The following is a 14,135-nucleotide window of genomic DNA, read 5'->3' as shown; positions in this document are numbered from 1 at the left end:
TCATGGCAAGATACTTGGGTCCCAAGCTCAAGCTCAGCCGCCGAGAAGGTACAGACCTTTTCTTAAAAAGCGGTGTGAGAGCAATCGATTCAAAGTGTAAACTGGAAACTGCACCTGGACAACATGGCGCTCGTAAGCCACGTTTGTCAGAGTACGGTACTCAGTTACGCGAAAAACAAAAAGTTCGTCGTATTTACGGTGTGTTAGAAAAACAATTCCGTAACTATTACAAAGATGCTGCACGTACTAAAGGCAACACAGGTGAAAACCTGCTTCAGCTTTTAGAAACCCGTCTTGATAACGTTGTTTATCGTATGGGCTTCGGTGCAACTCGTGCAGAATCACGTCAGCTAGTAAGCCATAAATCTATTATGGTTAACGGTCGTGTTGTTAACATTCCATCATTCAAAGTGTCTGCGAATGATGTTGTGAGCATCCGCGAGAAGTCACGTACTCAAGCTCGTATTAAAGCGGCTTTAGAAGTGGCAGCTCAACGCGAGAAGCCTACATGGGTTGAAGTCGACAATGCGAAAATGGAAGGTGCTTTCAAGCGCGTTCCAGAACGTAGCGATTTGTCTGCGGAAATTAACGAACAGCTGATCGTCGAGCTTTACTCTAAGTAAGGCTAACAAACAAGAGAGGACACAATGCAGGGTTCTGTTACAGAATTTCTTAAACCGCGTCTCGTTGATATCGAGCAGGTTAACTCAACACGTGCCAAGGTTACATTGGAACCACTTGAGCGTGGTTTCGGCCACACTTTAGGTAACGCGTTGCGTCGCATCCTATTGTCGTCTATGCCCGGCTGCGCGGTTACCGAAGTCGAGATTGACGGTGTACTGCACGAATACAGCAGTAAGGAAGGCGTTCAAGAAGATATCCTTGAGATCTTGTTAAACCTGAAAGGGTTAGCAGTGACCATCGAGGGTAAAGACGAGGCTATGCTTACGTTGAGCAAGTCCGGCGCAGGCCCTGTCATCGCAGCAGATATCACGCATGATGGTGATGTCACTATCGTGAATCCTGATCATATTATCTGTCATCTGACAGGTAACAATGATATCAGCATGCGTATTCGCGTTGAGCGTGGTCGTGGTTATGTACCAGCATCTGCTCGTGCACAGACCGAAGACGATGATCGCCCAATCGGCCGCTTGCTGGTTGATGCTTCTTTCTCGCCAGTTGCACGTATTGCCTACAATGTAGAAGCAGCACGTGTAGAACAGCGTACTGACTTAGATAAACTCGTTATTGATATGACCACAAACGGTACTATCGATCCTGAGGAAGCTATCCGTCGTTCTGCAACTATTCTGGCTGAACAGCTAGATGCGTTTGTAGAGTTACGTGACGTGACTGAGCCAGAGCTGAAAGAAGAGAAACCGGAATTCGATCCGATTCTGCTGCGTCCTGTCGACGATTTAGAGCTAACTGTACGTTCGGCTAACTGCTTGAAAGCCGAAGCGATTCATTACATCGGAGATCTGGTACAGCGCACTGAAGTTGAGTTGCTGAAAACCCCGAACTTAGGTAAGAAATCTCTTACTGAAATTAAGGATGTTTTAGCTTCTCGCGGACTGTCGTTAGGTATGCGTTTGGAAAACTGGCCTCCAGCTAGTTTAGCAGACGACCTATAAGTCTCAGGTTTGTACAGATTTAGGTTATAAGGATTAGGTCATGCGCCATCGTAAGAGTGGTCGTCAACTAAACCGTAACAGCAGTCATCGCCAAGCCATGTTTCGCAACATGGCCGGTTCACTAGTTCGTCATGAGATAATCAAGACAACTGTGGCTAAAGCGAAAGAACTGCGTCGCGTAGTTGAGCCTCTGATAACACTTGCTAAGAGTGACAGCGTTGCAAACCGTCGTTTAGCGTTTGCACGTACTCGCGACGCTGAAGTCGTTGGTAAGTTATTTACTGAGTTGGGTCCACGTTACCAGGAACGTCCTGGTGGCTATACCCGTATCCTTAAGTGCGGTTTACGTGCTGGTGATAAAGCCCCTATGGCTTACATCGAGCTAGTTGGTCGCCCAGAAGCTGCTCAAGCTGTTGATGTTGAAGCTGCTGAGTAATTAAGGTTACACTTTTAAAAAGCCGGGCATTAGCCCGGCTTTTTTATGCCTTTTTTACTATTTTACCCAAAGTGTGGTTTTCTCGATTTCTTTTGGGAGGACGATATTACCGTTTTAGCTAAGCCTTTCTGGCTAAACATGTATTTTCCAAGATCATCTGTTACTGGGAAAATATTTTCGGGTTTCTCGCCGTCGAGTATTTTTGTCGCCATATTCGCTGCAATCTTGCCATGATGATAGCCATCGAGAACATAGCCACCAATATTACCTTCAGCAGAGACACTAAATCCCCAAAACCCAAAATTCGGTACCGGAGTATGTTCAGATATCCATTTTAGGAGCTGATCTGCATCTACTGAGCGATTATCTGCATCTCTAACTGTGTGGTATAGCGCCACGACTATAGCGTTATAACCCTGTTCCCTCGCGGTCAATACATTCCGCTGCCAATCCGTTAGCTGTGACAATTGCACTAAATTAACTTCGATATCGCCTAACATGCTTGAGTGTTGTTTACTGATGTATTCAGCCGCTGAGTCAGAGGTGACTCCTTGGTCGAATAGAACTAAGATTTTTCTATGCACAGTTTGCGGTAGTAAACGTTGAATGAGCAGTAGTGAACGTCGTAGTAGTGGTCTCTCAATGACGCCTGTGAAGCGTTTGTGTTCATTGAGATGATATTCTCTAGGATTCATGTTCACCCCTAAATAGACTACTGGGATTAGGCTGTCATTTAGGCGCTGGTGTAAGAGATTAACCGCATTATCATCGGCGAGAATAACCAATTGAGGTGCTTGTTGTTGAATGTATTTCCATGCTAAGTCAGCTCGTTCAGTAAATTGCTCTTGGGGTAAGCGTTTGGTATCCATCTCGAAATAACTAACATCGTGGTGAGGGCTGAGCGTGTCATAAATCGCTTGATAGTATTCTTTGTCCCATTGATAGCTATGATGGTAGCTTTCGATAACAACAACTTTAGCAGCATTGGCTTCCTGAGAGAGGCCTATCAAGCAGATAATTAGGAAGCTTAGAATGTGTTGCAAACTAGAGTTTAGTTGTCTCATTTGAATCATATGCAATCTTAGGTATTGGCGCTGCCTAGAGTATAGTCCACCTTTAATTGTGCATATTGAGATAATAAAAAAGCCTCACTAGTTATTAAGCTAGGAGGCTTAGTTTGTACGCTATTGCTGATCCATCAATAACCTACTTAGTATCTGGTGCCTTTTGCTGGCTATAATCTAACTTTTCGTGCTTTTGGCCCATGGCTTCAGCGACTTCTGGTGGCATGTAGTTTTCATCATGCTTGGCCAGTACTTCAGTTGCTTCTAGTTTGCCATCAGCGCCCAGTACACCCTGAGCAACAATGCCTTGTCCTTCACGGAAAAGATCGGGCAATAGGTCGTCATAAGTGACCAGTACTTCACCGCCGAGGGAGTCATGTACTGCAAATTCGACATGCAAGCTTTTGGGATCTCGCACCATAGAACCTACAGTCACCATTCCGCCGACACGAATACGTTGGCCAATTTCAGGTTTTACGCCAGTGTCTGTCTTGCCGTGGACAATTTCAGACGGAGTATAGAATAAGTTCAAGTTGGAGTTCAGCGCATAGAGCAAAAGCGAAGTAATCGCAGCAACGCCACCGATTAATGCTACAGCTAATGTCAGTCTTTTTTTGCGTCTTGGGTTCACGATTTAGTACTCCTGGTTTCTTTTAGGCGTTCTTCTCTATCCATCTTTTTCGCTATATCAATTAACACCTTACGCTTTTGGCGTGCGCTGGTAATGATGAGCGTAGAGAGGCAGAAGAAGGTCACTCCGTAGGATAGCCATACATAGAATGCATAGCCGCCCATATTAAAAAAATCACTGATTGAATCGAATTGCATCATTTGACCTCCTCCGCTTTAGCTAGTTCACGGACCCAAGGGCGCATGCCATTTCTTGCTAAAATTTCTGCTCTAAAACGAACAATAGTGATGGCGCCAATCATAAGACCGAAGCCCAGTATGTTAATTAACAGTGGATAGAGCATTTCCGTCGACATTGTCGATTTCTCGGTAATGCGTATTGTCGACGGTTGATGTAATGAGCTCCACCATTCAACAGAGTATTTGATGATAGGAATATTGATCACACCGACGATCGCTAAGATCCCTGCAGCACGAGCTGCGAGCACTTTATCCTCAAATGAGGCATAGAGCGAGATCACACCTAGATATAGGAATAGTAATACCAGCTCAGAAGTTAAGCGTGCATCCCATACCCACCAAGCACCCCACATAGGTTTACCCCATGCCGCTCCAGTAAAGAGTGCGATAAAGGTGATCACTGCGCCAATGGGAGCAATAGATGCTGCAGCCCAGTCGGCAAGTTTTATCTGCCAAACTAGACCGATAAAGGCCGCTGTTGCCATACCCATATAAGCCGCCATTGACATAGACGCGGCAGGAACATGGATAAAGATAATACGGTAGCTATCACCCTGCTGGTAATCCGTCGGCGCGAAGACGAGTCCCCATGTAGTGCCAACAGCAATCAATAGACCAGCTAAGATCGCAAACCATGGAAATAACGTTCCTGATAATTTATATGCGCGTTCAGGATCCGCGTAAGGGTGTAACCATTTCCACATTTTAGTTAGTACTCACTCGCAGAGATGCACCAATTGCAAAAGGTGCTAAGGTTAACGATCCGACCAGCATAGCGCCTATTATAGCGAGCTGACCATCATAGGGTAAATTCATTCCTGCCGCGTCTATAGCACTCGTTGCAAAAATGAGTACTGGGATATATAAGGGCAAAATAAGTAAGCTGAGTAACACGCCGCCTTTCCTTAGACCGACGGTTAATGCCACACCTATAGCACCTAACAGCGACAATACTGGCGTGCCTAGCGCAAGCGTCGAAATTAACGCACCGTAGCTGTTGCCGTCTAGATTGAGTAATACCGCTAACAGTGGTGCGATAATAATCAGTGGCACACCAGTTAAAATCCAGTGGGCTAACACTTTAGCTAATACGAGAATGGCTAATGGCTGTGGGCTTAATAGCATTTGTTCTAAGCTACCATCACTAAAGTCGGCTTTGAAAAGCCTTTCAAGTGACAACATTGATGCTAATAATGCGGCGACCCAAATTATCCCCGGTGCCACACGTGCTAACATTTGCGGTTCTGGTCCAATCCCCAGCGGAAACAAGGTAACGACCATAATAAAAAATAGCAGTGGGTTAAAAATGTCGCCGCGGTGGCGAATAGCAATTTTAAGATCTCGCTGCAGCAAGGTGAAAAATGCTTGGGTAAAACTGATGCCTCTTTTCATTGAGCCTGACCTTATATGAAGCGATAATCGAGACGAATTTTACGAAGCCTATCATCTGTGATAATGCCCATATCTTGGTGAGTTGTGAGGATCACACAGCCACCATTATCCGCATGCTGAATAAATAACTGCTCCAGTTCTTCGACGCCTTTTTTATCGATTGCAGTAAAAGGTTCGTCAAGTATCCAAATTTTACAGTTGCTATGCCACAATCTTGATAGCGCTGTTCTGCGATGCTGGCCTGCGGATAAATGCCCCGCGAGAGCTTCTTCAAAGCCCGTTAAATTGACTTTGGCTAAAATCTCTGACGTATCAAAGTCATCATAACCACTGATTCTTAAATTGAAATTAAGGTTTTCTTCGGCAGTCAGCTCGCATTTCACGCCAGCTAAATGGCCTAAATACAAGAGGTCTTCATTGTATTCATCGCGGCAACGGTTTATGTCTTCATTAATGTAAAAAGTTTGTCCGGCATAGGGGCGAGAAAGGCCCGCCAATATGCGTAATAAACTGGTCTTACCTGCGCCGTTAGGGCCTTCAATCTGAACAATGTCACCGGCATTTATATCAAAACTTAACTCATCAAAAAGGATGCGTTCTTCGCGGATACAGGTCAGCTTGCTGGCTGACACTAATGTGGTTTCTTTAGTTATATTTGTCACTGAACCCTCTATCTCAAGCCGGAAGGAAACACAAGTCATTCTAACACAAACGTTATTGGGGGTTTACTCTTGGTTTGCACTAGATGTCAGCAATATGATGTGGTTCCAATAACCGCAATATTTATCGAACTTTTTTACGACTTGCTAATATATTAACGAATTTGTCATCCTTGTCGCCTGATTCATTTTGTGTTGAGATTCTAATCACAAAAAGATGAGATTTCTTGAAGTTTGTAGTAATCTTAGTCGGCTATAATGAGTCTGCCTAAGTAAGGGCGGCGCCGAGCTTTGTACGTATTTGCATTAGGAACATTGAACATGAAAAAACTGTTAGCAATGACTGCTGTCGCTGCTTTGACTATGTCAGTTAACGCTTCAGCTCAAGATGCTGAGGCTATTTATAATAAGGCATGTACCGTATGCCACAGCATGGGTGTTGCTGGTGCTCCAAAAGTACACAACGCTGCAGAATGGGAACCACGCTTAGCTAAGGGTGTTGACGCTCTAGTGAAGAGTGTGAAAACTGGTCTGAATGCTATGCCACCAGGTGGTATGTGTACTGATTGTACTGATGATGATTACAAAGCTGCTATCAAATTTATGTCTACAGCTAAGTAATTCTTCAGATATAAAAAAACCGGCGAAAGCCTAATGCCGTTCACTTAAGAGTGAACGGCATTTTTCTTTGGTCTAACCGGGAACTTGTTTTTGCTCATTTTAAGAACTCGTGGATATGCCCTTTCCCGTTTACCATCCAGCTTAAATTGCCGTGCATTTCGTTCTATATCCAATACGTCTCTCGGGACATTCCCCGGTGTTTGTGATGRCAGTTGTGTCAACTTGAAGATGATATAACTCGCCGCATCYCGAAAACTCAGTTGATTGGGGTGGACCGATGGCAAGCTTTTRGCCATCAGYAACATCTTATATCKRATKAGATTRTAGGCCAGYAGYAYGCCCCAYARCTCTTGAGTCACCAGYTCYGGTAGYTGACTRCGGAGCGTAAAACGGCTCTCCAGTAGATGTTGYTTCATCTCTCTGTAGCCCAGTTCKATTTCCCATCGATGGGCATATAAGTCGACGATGTCTTCGCTGGGGTAACGCATCGGGTCWGTCAACGAGGTCAAAATGGCGACTGRCTTACCTTTCACTGTCTTAGTCAATAAACGCGCTTCAAGAGTTTCAGGSAGCTGCGGCCATTTCTTTCTGGCYTGAGGTGTAGTGGTGAGTTTCACCCACTGRTCATGCTTTCCTAGCGTTCGCACCACCTCATATTGAGTGCCTTTCTTCAATGGCAACAACCAGTGGCTATCAGGTTGCGCTTGCTGCCAAGCGTGTAACAGGCCGAGCGAGTAAAATCCTCGGTCAAATAGGGTTAGGCTGTAATTGGGAATGCTAGGAATGAGCTGGGATGCTAAGTTCATTTCATTTTCGGCAACCGAATCAAAGGCGCTGTTGACCAACAAATGGCTGCTTAATTCCATCAAGCAAACCATGCGAATTTGCGGATAAGCAGCTTCGCCTGAAGCGTTTGCGGTACGCGCAAAGGCGGCTTGATTTTGGACACTATCGGGTGTCCGCCACACTACACCGTCAACACCATACAAGTTAAGGCCGCACCAATGAGGATGTTCAGCTCTCGCGTGCCAGGTATTGGCGCTGCGACTAAATACTTCTCTAATAACCTCACTGCCCAATCGTTTACGCGCCTGAGTCACGGCGCTGCGTGCAACATAATCAATCTCTTGCGGCAAAACAATGTCGAGTTTGTTGATGAGTGACCGAACAGATTCCCCTCGGAACAAAGCCATTCCGATAACGGCCCAAATCATCGCGTCCATCGGCAATTTACGCCGTCTTAACGTCGCAACGCCCTGAGAGTCTAGGCAAGATTGAATTAACTCAGGTTCTAACACATCTGCTAAGCAGGTGAATTCGGTTAGGCGGGTAATATGAGTACGGGCGAGTGCTTCTGAGAGTTGCATAAAAAAATCCGATGACATGAGGTCATCGGATTTTGATCTTTTCAGCGAGATCGTCAAGCGATCTGTCTTAACTGATCGGCATTAGGCGAAAGCCGGTTTTTTATATCTGCAATTAACTGCGATTTATTGCACTTGAGTATCAAGTACTAGGTTCGCTGTATCGCCTACGGCGACTTTACTGATCTTGCCTTGAATATCACCCGTTTGCGGTTTGATATTACCTTGTTTAGACAGCACAGCGATCACTTCCACATTGGCTGCATCGCTTAACTTCACATCACCACCCATACCGCTGCTGTCATCTAATGTCACTGTAATCGGGAAAGACTTAGCACTGACTTTGGTTGCAGCTAATGGGACTTTAGGTCCTTCAGTTGCACGGGCAAAGATGAAAATGGTGTCTTCTGGACTGGCTTTAGCCGCAAGTTCTGCAGAGATAGATATAGTGACATTGACCGATTTAGCACTCGCTTTGACTTGCTTATGTGCATCATCATTTGGCATGCCAGCGGTTTCCGACTGCATGCGTAAGTTAGCGGTTTCGATTGCATTCATAAGAGCTGCACGATCAACGTCGGCACGACCGCTATCTAAAATCGTTTGCCAAGAGGTGATGGCTTTCTTGTAGTCAGCAGTAAAGAAAGCATCCATACCCACGAGCAGTAGCGTTGAAGGATCTTGGGCATCCATAGCTAAGGACTCATCGATAAGAGCTTGGATTTGCGGTGTCATTTGTTGACCCGCTTTGTAATACATCGCCGTTGCTTTTGGACCGAGCAATTCTGCATGCTTTCCGACTAATTCGATTACTTTATCGAAAGCTGCAATCGCTTTATCGTATTGGTTTGCTGATACATAAGCATGACCTAAGCTAAACCACAGTTGGCTGTTTTCTGGCTCGGCTTTAACTTGAGCTTCCATCATCTGCACGCGTTGCATCATGATTTGAGCCGTATCCATTCCTGCATGTGGATTCGCAGGTTGTTGAGCACTATCAATATTCTCGAAGGCACCTAAGTGTTGATAGAGATAGCCTGAGATAACAATCAAACAAACTGACATGATCGACGGCCACAGAATCGTCTTTGGCTTTATTTGGTTGACCAGTGAATCATCGCTCGCTTGTTTGATGTCTTGGAGTAGACTGATTTCCAGTTCTTTCTTCAATGCATCAAATTCGGCTTGATCGAGTAGCTCTTCACTTAATTCTTTTTCAAGAACGCCTAAGCGCTCATTGAACAATTCAAGGTTCGTTTGTTTACGAACTCCAGCTTCTTCCGTTTTCAGCAATTTTTGCTGTCTGAAGTGCGGGATCCAAATCAGCATCAGGCCGACTAACATAACAAGCGCAATAAAAATCCAAAATGTCGTCATTGTTTCTATATTCACTTTAGTTTGCAGAAAGCGGAGTAACCGCTAGGCTTGGAAGCAAGATTATACGTAAAGATTGTTCATTGAACAGTAATATAAGGTAATCCCAGTGCTGAAAGCTTATAGTTGGGCACTGGTTCACAAATTGATTCTTCTTGTAAATTTTGTATGAAACTTAAGTGTCATTTGTCGGTCACATGCAGAACTGAGCCTCTTCCGTGACTTTCATCGACCTCTAAAATTGAGAATGAGACAAGTAACCCAGTTTTGTACGAAAGAGGCAGACAGGAACAATAGCAAATACTAAAATGAGCAAAATTTCGTGCATTTGCGTGAATAGCATGTTGTGCGTTGAGATAGAGTCTTTCTAAATCAACATATTATTGAAGACTGAGGAAAACCCATGATCCCAGAACTTGGACACTTTGCGTTGATAATAGGGGTGGCTTTTGCCTTCTTATTAATCAGCGTCCCCCTAATAGGTGTTGCCAGAAAAGACCAATACCTTGTTAGGTACGCTTGGCCATTAACGTACGGAATGTTCTTTTTTATTACCTTATCTGTTGTCGTGCTGGCTTATAGTTTTGCCGTCGATGATTTCTCGGTCGCCTATGTGGCACATCATTCAAATTCTCAGTTACCTATCTTCTTTAAGATCTCGGCCGTATGGGGCGGTCATGAAGGGTCACTGTTATTTTGGGTGTTTGCTTTATCAACTTGGGCGGCTGCGGTTGCCTTGTTTAGCAAAGGTTTAGAAGAAGTGTTTACTGCCCGTGTGCTGGCAGTATTGGCTCTTATTGTGATTGGCTTTAGTTTGTTTATGCTACTCACATCTAGCCCATTTGAACGTTTATTCCCGATCCCAGCCGAAGGTCGTGACTTAAATCCAATGCTGCAGGACGTGGGATTAATCTTCCATCCTCCTATGTTGTACTTGGGTTATGTGGGCTTCTCTGTAAGCTTTGCATTTGCGATTGCTGCGCTGATGAGCGGCCGTCTCGATTCTGCATGGGCTCGTTGGACTCGTCCATGGACATTGGCTGCTTGGACCTTCCTTACGGGCGGTATCGCACTAGGATCTTGGTGGGCTTATTATGAATTAGGCTGGGGCGGTTGGTGGTTCTGGGATCCTGTTGAGAACGCCTCTTTTATGCCTTGGTTAGTGGGTACTGCGCTTGTTCACTCTTTGATTGTGACTGAGAAACGCGGCGCCTTCCGTAACTGGACTGTATTACTGTCTATTTTCGCTTTCTCTTTAAGTTTGCTTGGTACCTTTATTGTTCGCTCTGGTGTATTAACCTCAGTGCATTCATTCGCAGCCGATCCAAGCCGCGGTATGTTCATCCTGTTGTTACTTGGTTTAGCTGTTGGCGGTTCATTAACACTGTTTGCTTTACGTGCCAGTGAAATGAGTAGTCCTGCCCGTTTCGAGCTTAAGTCTAAAGAAACAATGCTCTTAGTATGTAACGTGCTACTGACGGTTGCCGCAGGTACGGTACTATTGGGTACATTATATCCATTGCTCATCGACGCGCTTGGCATGGGTAAAATCTCTGTTGGACCCCCATACTTTAATGCGGTGTTCGTGCCTATCGTATTAGTGCTATTTGGCTTTATGGGTATTGGTCCAATTATTCGTTGGAAAAAATCGAAAGCGGGCGAGCTTAAGCGTCAGCTATTGATCCCAGCAATGATTGCTGCTGCTATCGGTATTGTGACGCCATTTATCGTCGATGGTGTATTCAATATTTGGGTTACCTTTGGTATTGCTGCCGCTGCTTGGATTATTCTGGCTACCGCAAGAGCGGCCTATAACATGGTCAAGTCGAAAGAAGGTGATATCAGCATCAGTCGCATGGGCCGTAGTCAGCTTGGTATGATCTTCGCGCATCTCGGTATTGCCGTTTCTGTGATTGGTGCCACTATGGTGTCAAATTACTCGATTGAGAAAAGTGTTCGTATGGGACCTGGTGTAAGCCAAGAGCTCGCCGGTTATACTTTTAAGTATCTCGAGACCAAAAACGTAGTGGGTCCTAACTACACTGCACAGCAGGGACAGATAGAGATCTACAAGGGCGATGAGCTACTGACATTACTAAAACCCGATCGTCGTCAATATAATGTGCGAACTATGGATATGACAGAAGCCGGTATTGACTGGGGTCTATTCCGTGACTTGTACGTGACTATGGGTGACCCTATTACCAGCACTGAATTTGCGGTTCGTTTAAACTATAAGCCGTTCGTGCGTTGGTTATGGTTTGGGGCAATTTTCATGATGATAGGTGGATTCTTCGCTGCATCGGATAAACGTTACCGTGCGAAAGTCACTGCAGCCGTCGCGCCTTTGGCCGAAAAGGCAAAATTGGCAACGGCTCAATAATTGGGGAATGTATGAAGAAGTTGGTTCTGTTTATCCCATTGGTCATATTTCTCGCCATGGGGGTGTTTCTATATAAAGGGTTATTTCTGAATCCGCAGCAATTGGATTCAGCACTGGAAGGGAAGCCTATTCCGGCTTTCCAACTGGAACGCCTAGAAACACCAGCTGAGATCATAACGAATGAGCAATTAAAAGGTAAGGTATCATTACTTAACGTATGGGCGACGTGGTGTCCATCTTGTAAATATGAGCATCCTTTCTTAGTGATGCTAAAACGTAAAAATCTTTTGCCAATTTACGGGATCAACTATCGTGATGAGCGTGTTCCTGCGTTAGAAGAGTTAAAACGTCAGGGCGATCCCTACAACGTTAATATTTATGATAAAGATGGGCGTTTAGGATTAGATCTTGGCGTTTATGGTGCTCCAGAGAGTTTTATTGTTGATCACAACGGTATTATCCGTTTCCGTTATGCAGGTCCAATTGACCAACGTGTATGGAGTGAAACCCTTTACCCTATGATCCAACAATTACAAGCTGAAGCAGCGAAGGATGGCGCAGCATGAGAACGCTGATAAAAATCATAGGTGGTCTAGTGCTGATGTTCAGCATGACGACCGCTGTCATGGCAACACCAGTTGATACTTACGAATTCAAGTCACCTGAAAATCAAAAGCGCGGTTTGTCTTTGGCCCATGAACTACGTTGTCCACAGTGTCAAAACCAAAATTTGATCGACTCCAATTCACCCGTTGCTCGAGATCTGCGTCTTGAGGTATTCAAGATGGTTGACGAAGGAAAAGGGGATGATGAGATCATCGAGTTTATGACCAGTCGTTATGGTGAGTTTGTTCTCTATAAACCTAAGATGGAAACCAAGACCTACATTCTCTGGTTAGGTCCTATTGGTTTATTACTTCTGGGTCTAGTGATTGGATTCATCTTCATTCGTAAGCAACGTATTGGCGGTAATGTGCCGAACGAAATTAGCGCAGAAGATCAGCGCGAGTTAGATACCTTGCTAAAGCGCAATACAAAATGAAGCATAAAGTCATAACGGCATTCATGTTGTCATCCATTCTTTCGGTATTTGTTGCTGGGGTCGCGCATGCGTACCCTGGTATGCAGCAAACGGCTAAACCGATGGAATCAACGGTTGATTTGATTAATGTACTGCCAAAGACTTTTCCTATTGAGCCTGTTGCCTTTAATGATGTCGATGGTAAAGCTATCGACTTCAGCCAATTTAAAGGCAAGATCATTATGGTTAACATGTGGGCGACTTGGTGTCCGCCATGTGTCAGAGAGTTGCCTGCAATCGAAAGGTTAGCAACTAAGTTCAAGACTGAAGATTTTGTCGTGCTGCCTATCTCTATTGATGCAGAAGGTAAGCAGCAGGTTCAGCCGTTCTTAAGTTCATTGGGTATGGCGAATTTCAACTCTTACTACGATCAACCACAAAGTCTTGGGAACGTTTTTCCGCTCGACACGATTCCTGCGACCTTTATTCTTGATCAACAGGGTCAATTAATTGCCTTTGTTCGATCCTATGTTGATTGGGATGACGTAAAAGCCGTCTCGCTAATCCAAGGTTTTATCGATAAAGGCAGCAAAAAGCCCAATTAATGGGCACTTTGCATGTAAAATAATCGCCGCTGTTTAAAAGATCGCCATGCGATCTTTTTTCATTTAAAAAGCCCTTGCACAAAAAGTTTCACTGCCTATAATGCGCATCCACTGACACGGCAGGCAGCGTTAAGCAGGCTGGTGTGACAGTTCATCGATGTGTTTACTGATTGATGAGTGTTGAGAAAGTTTGCAAAAACTCCTTGACGTGAAACGGAAAATGCGTAGAATACGCAGCCCTAGCCAACTGGAAGCGTTCGACGCTCAGTGTGGTACTCACCTTCTCTTATGAGGTTGAGTTGCTCTTTAACAAGATAAAACAAGAAATCTGTGTGGACACTCACAGGTGTTGAGTTAATCGAAACTGCTTAGCCTTCGGGTTGGCAGTCAAAAATTTAAATCAATGTAACAATGAGTGTTCATAGCAATATGTACAGTTTGTTTCTTTAGCGAGAAACAAAAAAAATCAGAATTCATTGAGCCGCTGAAGTCGCAAGACGGAAGCAACAAAACTTTAATTGAAGAGTTTGATCATGGCTCAGATTGAACGCTGGCGGCAGGCCTAACACATGCAAGTCGAGCGGCAGCACAAGGGAGTTTACTTCTGAGGTGGCGAGCGGCGGACGGGTGAGTAATGCCTAGGGATCTGCCCAGTCGAGGGGGATAACAGTTGGAAACGACTGCTAATACCGCATACGCCCTACGGGGG

At 44.8% G+C, this 14,135-nt stretch carries 16 protein-coding genes and 1 rRNA gene; 9 read left to right on the top strand and 8 right to left on the bottom strand.

Annotated elements, in window-relative coordinates:
* The first annotated feature begins 2 nt into the window (after positions 1-2).
* From rpsD to rplQ, 3 genes are read left to right on the top strand one after another with little or no spacing between them, the layout of a single operon-like run.
* Positions 3-623 carry a 30S ribosomal protein S4 gene (gene rpsD / locus L5M10_RS20275; protein WP_006083575.1) on the top strand — a complete coding sequence of 207 codons (621 nt, stop codon included), beginning with the start codon at positions 3-5 and terminating at the stop codon, positions 621-623.
* Positions 624-647: 24 nt separating this feature from the next.
* Positions 648-1,637, top strand: coding sequence for a DNA-directed RNA polymerase subunit alpha (locus L5M10_RS20270; protein ID WP_006083574.1), 990 nt, complete (start codon positions 648-650; stop codon positions 1,635-1,637).
* A 40-nt stretch (positions 1,638-1,677) separates the two neighbouring features.
* Positions 1,678-2,073: a 50S ribosomal protein L17 gene (gene rplQ / locus L5M10_RS20265; RefSeq protein WP_006083573.1), complete on the top strand. Its 396-nt coding sequence runs from the start codon at positions 1,678-1,680 to the stop codon at positions 2,071-2,073.
* 62 nt (positions 2,074-2,135) lie between these two features.
* Here the strand turns inward: rplQ and L5M10_RS20260 are convergent, their stop codons facing one another.
* The 6 genes from L5M10_RS20260 to ccmA all read right to left on the bottom strand — a co-directional run bounded on the left by L5M10_RS20260 (position 2,136) and on the right by ccmA (position 6,061).
* Positions 2,136-3,137 carry an ABC transporter substrate-binding protein gene (locus L5M10_RS20260; protein WP_263255791.1) on the bottom strand — a complete coding sequence of 334 codons (1,002 nt, stop codon included), beginning with the start codon at positions 3,135-3,137 and terminating at the stop codon, positions 2,136-2,138.
* A 142-nt stretch (positions 3,138-3,279) separates the two neighbouring features.
* Positions 3,280-3,768 carry a cytochrome c maturation protein CcmE gene (gene ccmE / locus L5M10_RS20255; RefSeq protein ID WP_105251038.1) on the bottom strand — a complete coding sequence of 163 codons (489 nt, stop codon included), beginning with the start codon at positions 3,766-3,768 and terminating at the stop codon, positions 3,280-3,282.
* Positions 3,765-3,965, bottom strand: coding sequence for a heme exporter protein CcmD (gene ccmD / locus L5M10_RS20250; protein WP_105253042.1), 201 nt, complete (start codon positions 3,963-3,965; stop codon positions 3,765-3,767). The genes ccmE and ccmD overlap by 4 nt, the downstream gene beginning before the upstream one ends.
* Positions 3,965-4,711 carry a heme ABC transporter permease gene (locus L5M10_RS20245; RefSeq protein ID WP_105251039.1) on the bottom strand — a complete coding sequence of 249 codons (747 nt, stop codon included), beginning with the start codon at positions 4,709-4,711 and terminating at the stop codon, positions 3,965-3,967. Before L5M10_RS20245 ends, ccmD begins: the two co-directional genes overlap by 1 nt.
* 1 nt (position 4,712) lies before the next feature.
* Positions 4,713-5,399 (bottom strand): heme exporter protein CcmB, encoded by a 687-nt coding sequence (gene ccmB, locus L5M10_RS20240; RefSeq protein ID WP_006079706.1) that lies wholly within the window; start codon positions 5,397-5,399, stop codon positions 4,713-4,715.
* Positions 5,400-5,410: 11 nt separating this feature from the next.
* Positions 5,411-6,061 (bottom strand): cytochrome c biogenesis heme-transporting ATPase CcmA, encoded by a 651-nt coding sequence (ccmA, locus tag L5M10_RS20235; RefSeq protein WP_131525727.1) that lies wholly within the window; start codon positions 6,059-6,061, stop codon positions 5,411-5,413.
* Positions 6,062-6,379: 318 nt separating this feature from the next.
* Between ccmA and L5M10_RS20230 the strand changes: the two genes are divergently transcribed.
* A complete protein-coding gene (locus L5M10_RS20230; RefSeq protein ID WP_105251041.1) occupies positions 6,380-6,679 on the top strand; it encodes a c-type cytochrome in 300 nt (99 codons plus the stop codon).
* A 44-nt stretch (positions 6,680-6,723) separates the two neighbouring features.
* On the opposite strand, the gene L5M10_RS20225 is transcribed toward L5M10_RS20230, so the two are convergent.
* Entirely contained in the window at positions 6,724-8,046 is a 1,323-nt protein-coding gene (locus L5M10_RS20225; RefSeq protein WP_263255790.1) for an IS4-like element ISSba6 family transposase, read from the bottom strand.
* 123 nt (positions 8,047-8,169) lie between these two features.
* The gene (gene ccmI / locus L5M10_RS20220; RefSeq protein ID WP_263149158.1) at positions 8,170-9,420 is read right to left on the bottom strand and encodes a c-type cytochrome biogenesis protein CcmI; all 1,251 of its coding nucleotides are present in this window, start codon (positions 9,418-9,420) and stop codon (positions 8,170-8,172) included.
* 400 nt (positions 9,421-9,820) lie between these two features.
* Here ccmI and L5M10_RS20215 point away from each other — a divergent pair, with 400 nt between their 5' ends.
* From L5M10_RS20215 to L5M10_RS20195, 5 genes are all read left to right on the top strand, one after another.
* Positions 9,821-11,800 (top strand): heme lyase CcmF/NrfE family subunit, encoded by a 1,980-nt coding sequence (locus tag L5M10_RS20215; protein ID WP_105251043.1) that lies wholly within the window; start codon positions 9,821-9,823, stop codon positions 11,798-11,800.
* A gap of 11 nt (positions 11,801-11,811) precedes the next feature.
* Positions 11,812-12,366, top strand: coding sequence for a DsbE family thiol:disulfide interchange protein (locus L5M10_RS20210; RefSeq protein ID WP_105251044.1), 555 nt, complete (start codon positions 11,812-11,814; stop codon positions 12,364-12,366).
* The gene (nrfF, locus tag L5M10_RS20205; RefSeq protein WP_105251045.1) at positions 12,363-12,842 is read left to right on the top strand and encodes a heme lyase NrfEFG subunit NrfF; all 480 of its coding nucleotides are present in this window, start codon (positions 12,363-12,365) and stop codon (positions 12,840-12,842) included. The genes L5M10_RS20210 and nrfF overlap by 4 nt, the downstream gene beginning before the upstream one ends.
* Positions 12,839-13,426, top strand: coding sequence for a TlpA family protein disulfide reductase (locus L5M10_RS20200; protein ID WP_113941593.1), 588 nt, complete (start codon positions 12,839-12,841; stop codon positions 13,424-13,426). The genes nrfF and L5M10_RS20200 overlap by 4 nt, the downstream gene beginning before the upstream one ends.
* Before the next feature lie 515 nt (positions 13,427-13,941).
* Positions 13,942-14,135: ribosomal RNA gene (locus tag L5M10_RS20195) — 16S ribosomal RNA — on the top strand; the annotation flags it as partial.

Source organism: Shewanella sp. SM32 (assembly GCF_025654235.1).
Taxonomy (GTDB): Bacteria; Pseudomonadota; Gammaproteobacteria; order Enterobacterales; family Shewanellaceae; genus Shewanella; species Shewanella oncorhynchi.
This window is presented reverse-complemented; position numbering and strand designations above follow the sequence as displayed.

Bases quoted from the DNA above. Each gene is read 5' to 3' on its own strand.
- L5M10_RS20230 (WP_105251041.1), top strand. From the start codon at position 6,380: ATGAAAAAACTGTTAGCAATGACTGCTGTCGCTGCTTTGACTATGTCA.
- L5M10_RS20270 (WP_006083574.1), top strand. From the start codon at position 648: ATGCAGGGTTCTGTTACAGAATTTCTTAAACCGCGTCTCGTTGATATC.
- L5M10_RS20210 (WP_105251044.1), top strand. From the start codon at position 11,812: ATGAAGAAGTTGGTTCTGTTTATCCCATTGGTCATATTTCTCGCCATG.
- ccmD (WP_105253042.1), bottom strand. From the start codon at position 3,965: ATGCAATTCGATTCAATCAGTGATTTTTTTAATATGGGCGGCTATGCA.
- rplQ (WP_006083573.1), top strand. From the start codon at position 1,678: ATGCGCCATCGTAAGAGTGGTCGTCAACTAAACCGTAACAGCAGTCAT.
- nrfF (WP_105251045.1), top strand. From the start codon at position 12,363: ATGAGAACGCTGATAAAAATCATAGGTGGTCTAGTGCTGATGTTCAGC.
- ccmB (WP_006079706.1), bottom strand. From the start codon at position 5,399: ATGAAAAGAGGCATCAGTTTTACCCAAGCATTTTTCACCTTGCTGCAG.
- L5M10_RS20245 (WP_105251039.1), bottom strand. From the start codon at position 4,711: ATGTGGAAATGGTTACACCCTTACGCGGATCCTGAACGCGCATATAAA.
- ccmI (WP_263149158.1), bottom strand. From the start codon at position 9,420: ATGACGACATTTTGGATTTTTATTGCGCTTGTTATGTTAGTCGGCCTG.
- L5M10_RS20260 (WP_263255791.1), bottom strand. From the start codon at position 3,137: ATGAGACAACTAAACTCTAGTTTGCAACACATTCTAAGCTTCCTAATT.
- rpsD (WP_006083575.1), top strand. From the start codon at position 3: ATGGCAAGATACTTGGGTCCCAAGCTCAAGCTCAGCCGCCGAGAAGGT.
- L5M10_RS20215 (WP_105251043.1), top strand. From the start codon at position 9,821: ATGATCCCAGAACTTGGACACTTTGCGTTGATAATAGGGGTGGCTTTT.
- L5M10_RS20200 (WP_113941593.1), top strand. From the start codon at position 12,839: ATGAAGCATAAAGTCATAACGGCATTCATGTTGTCATCCATTCTTTCG.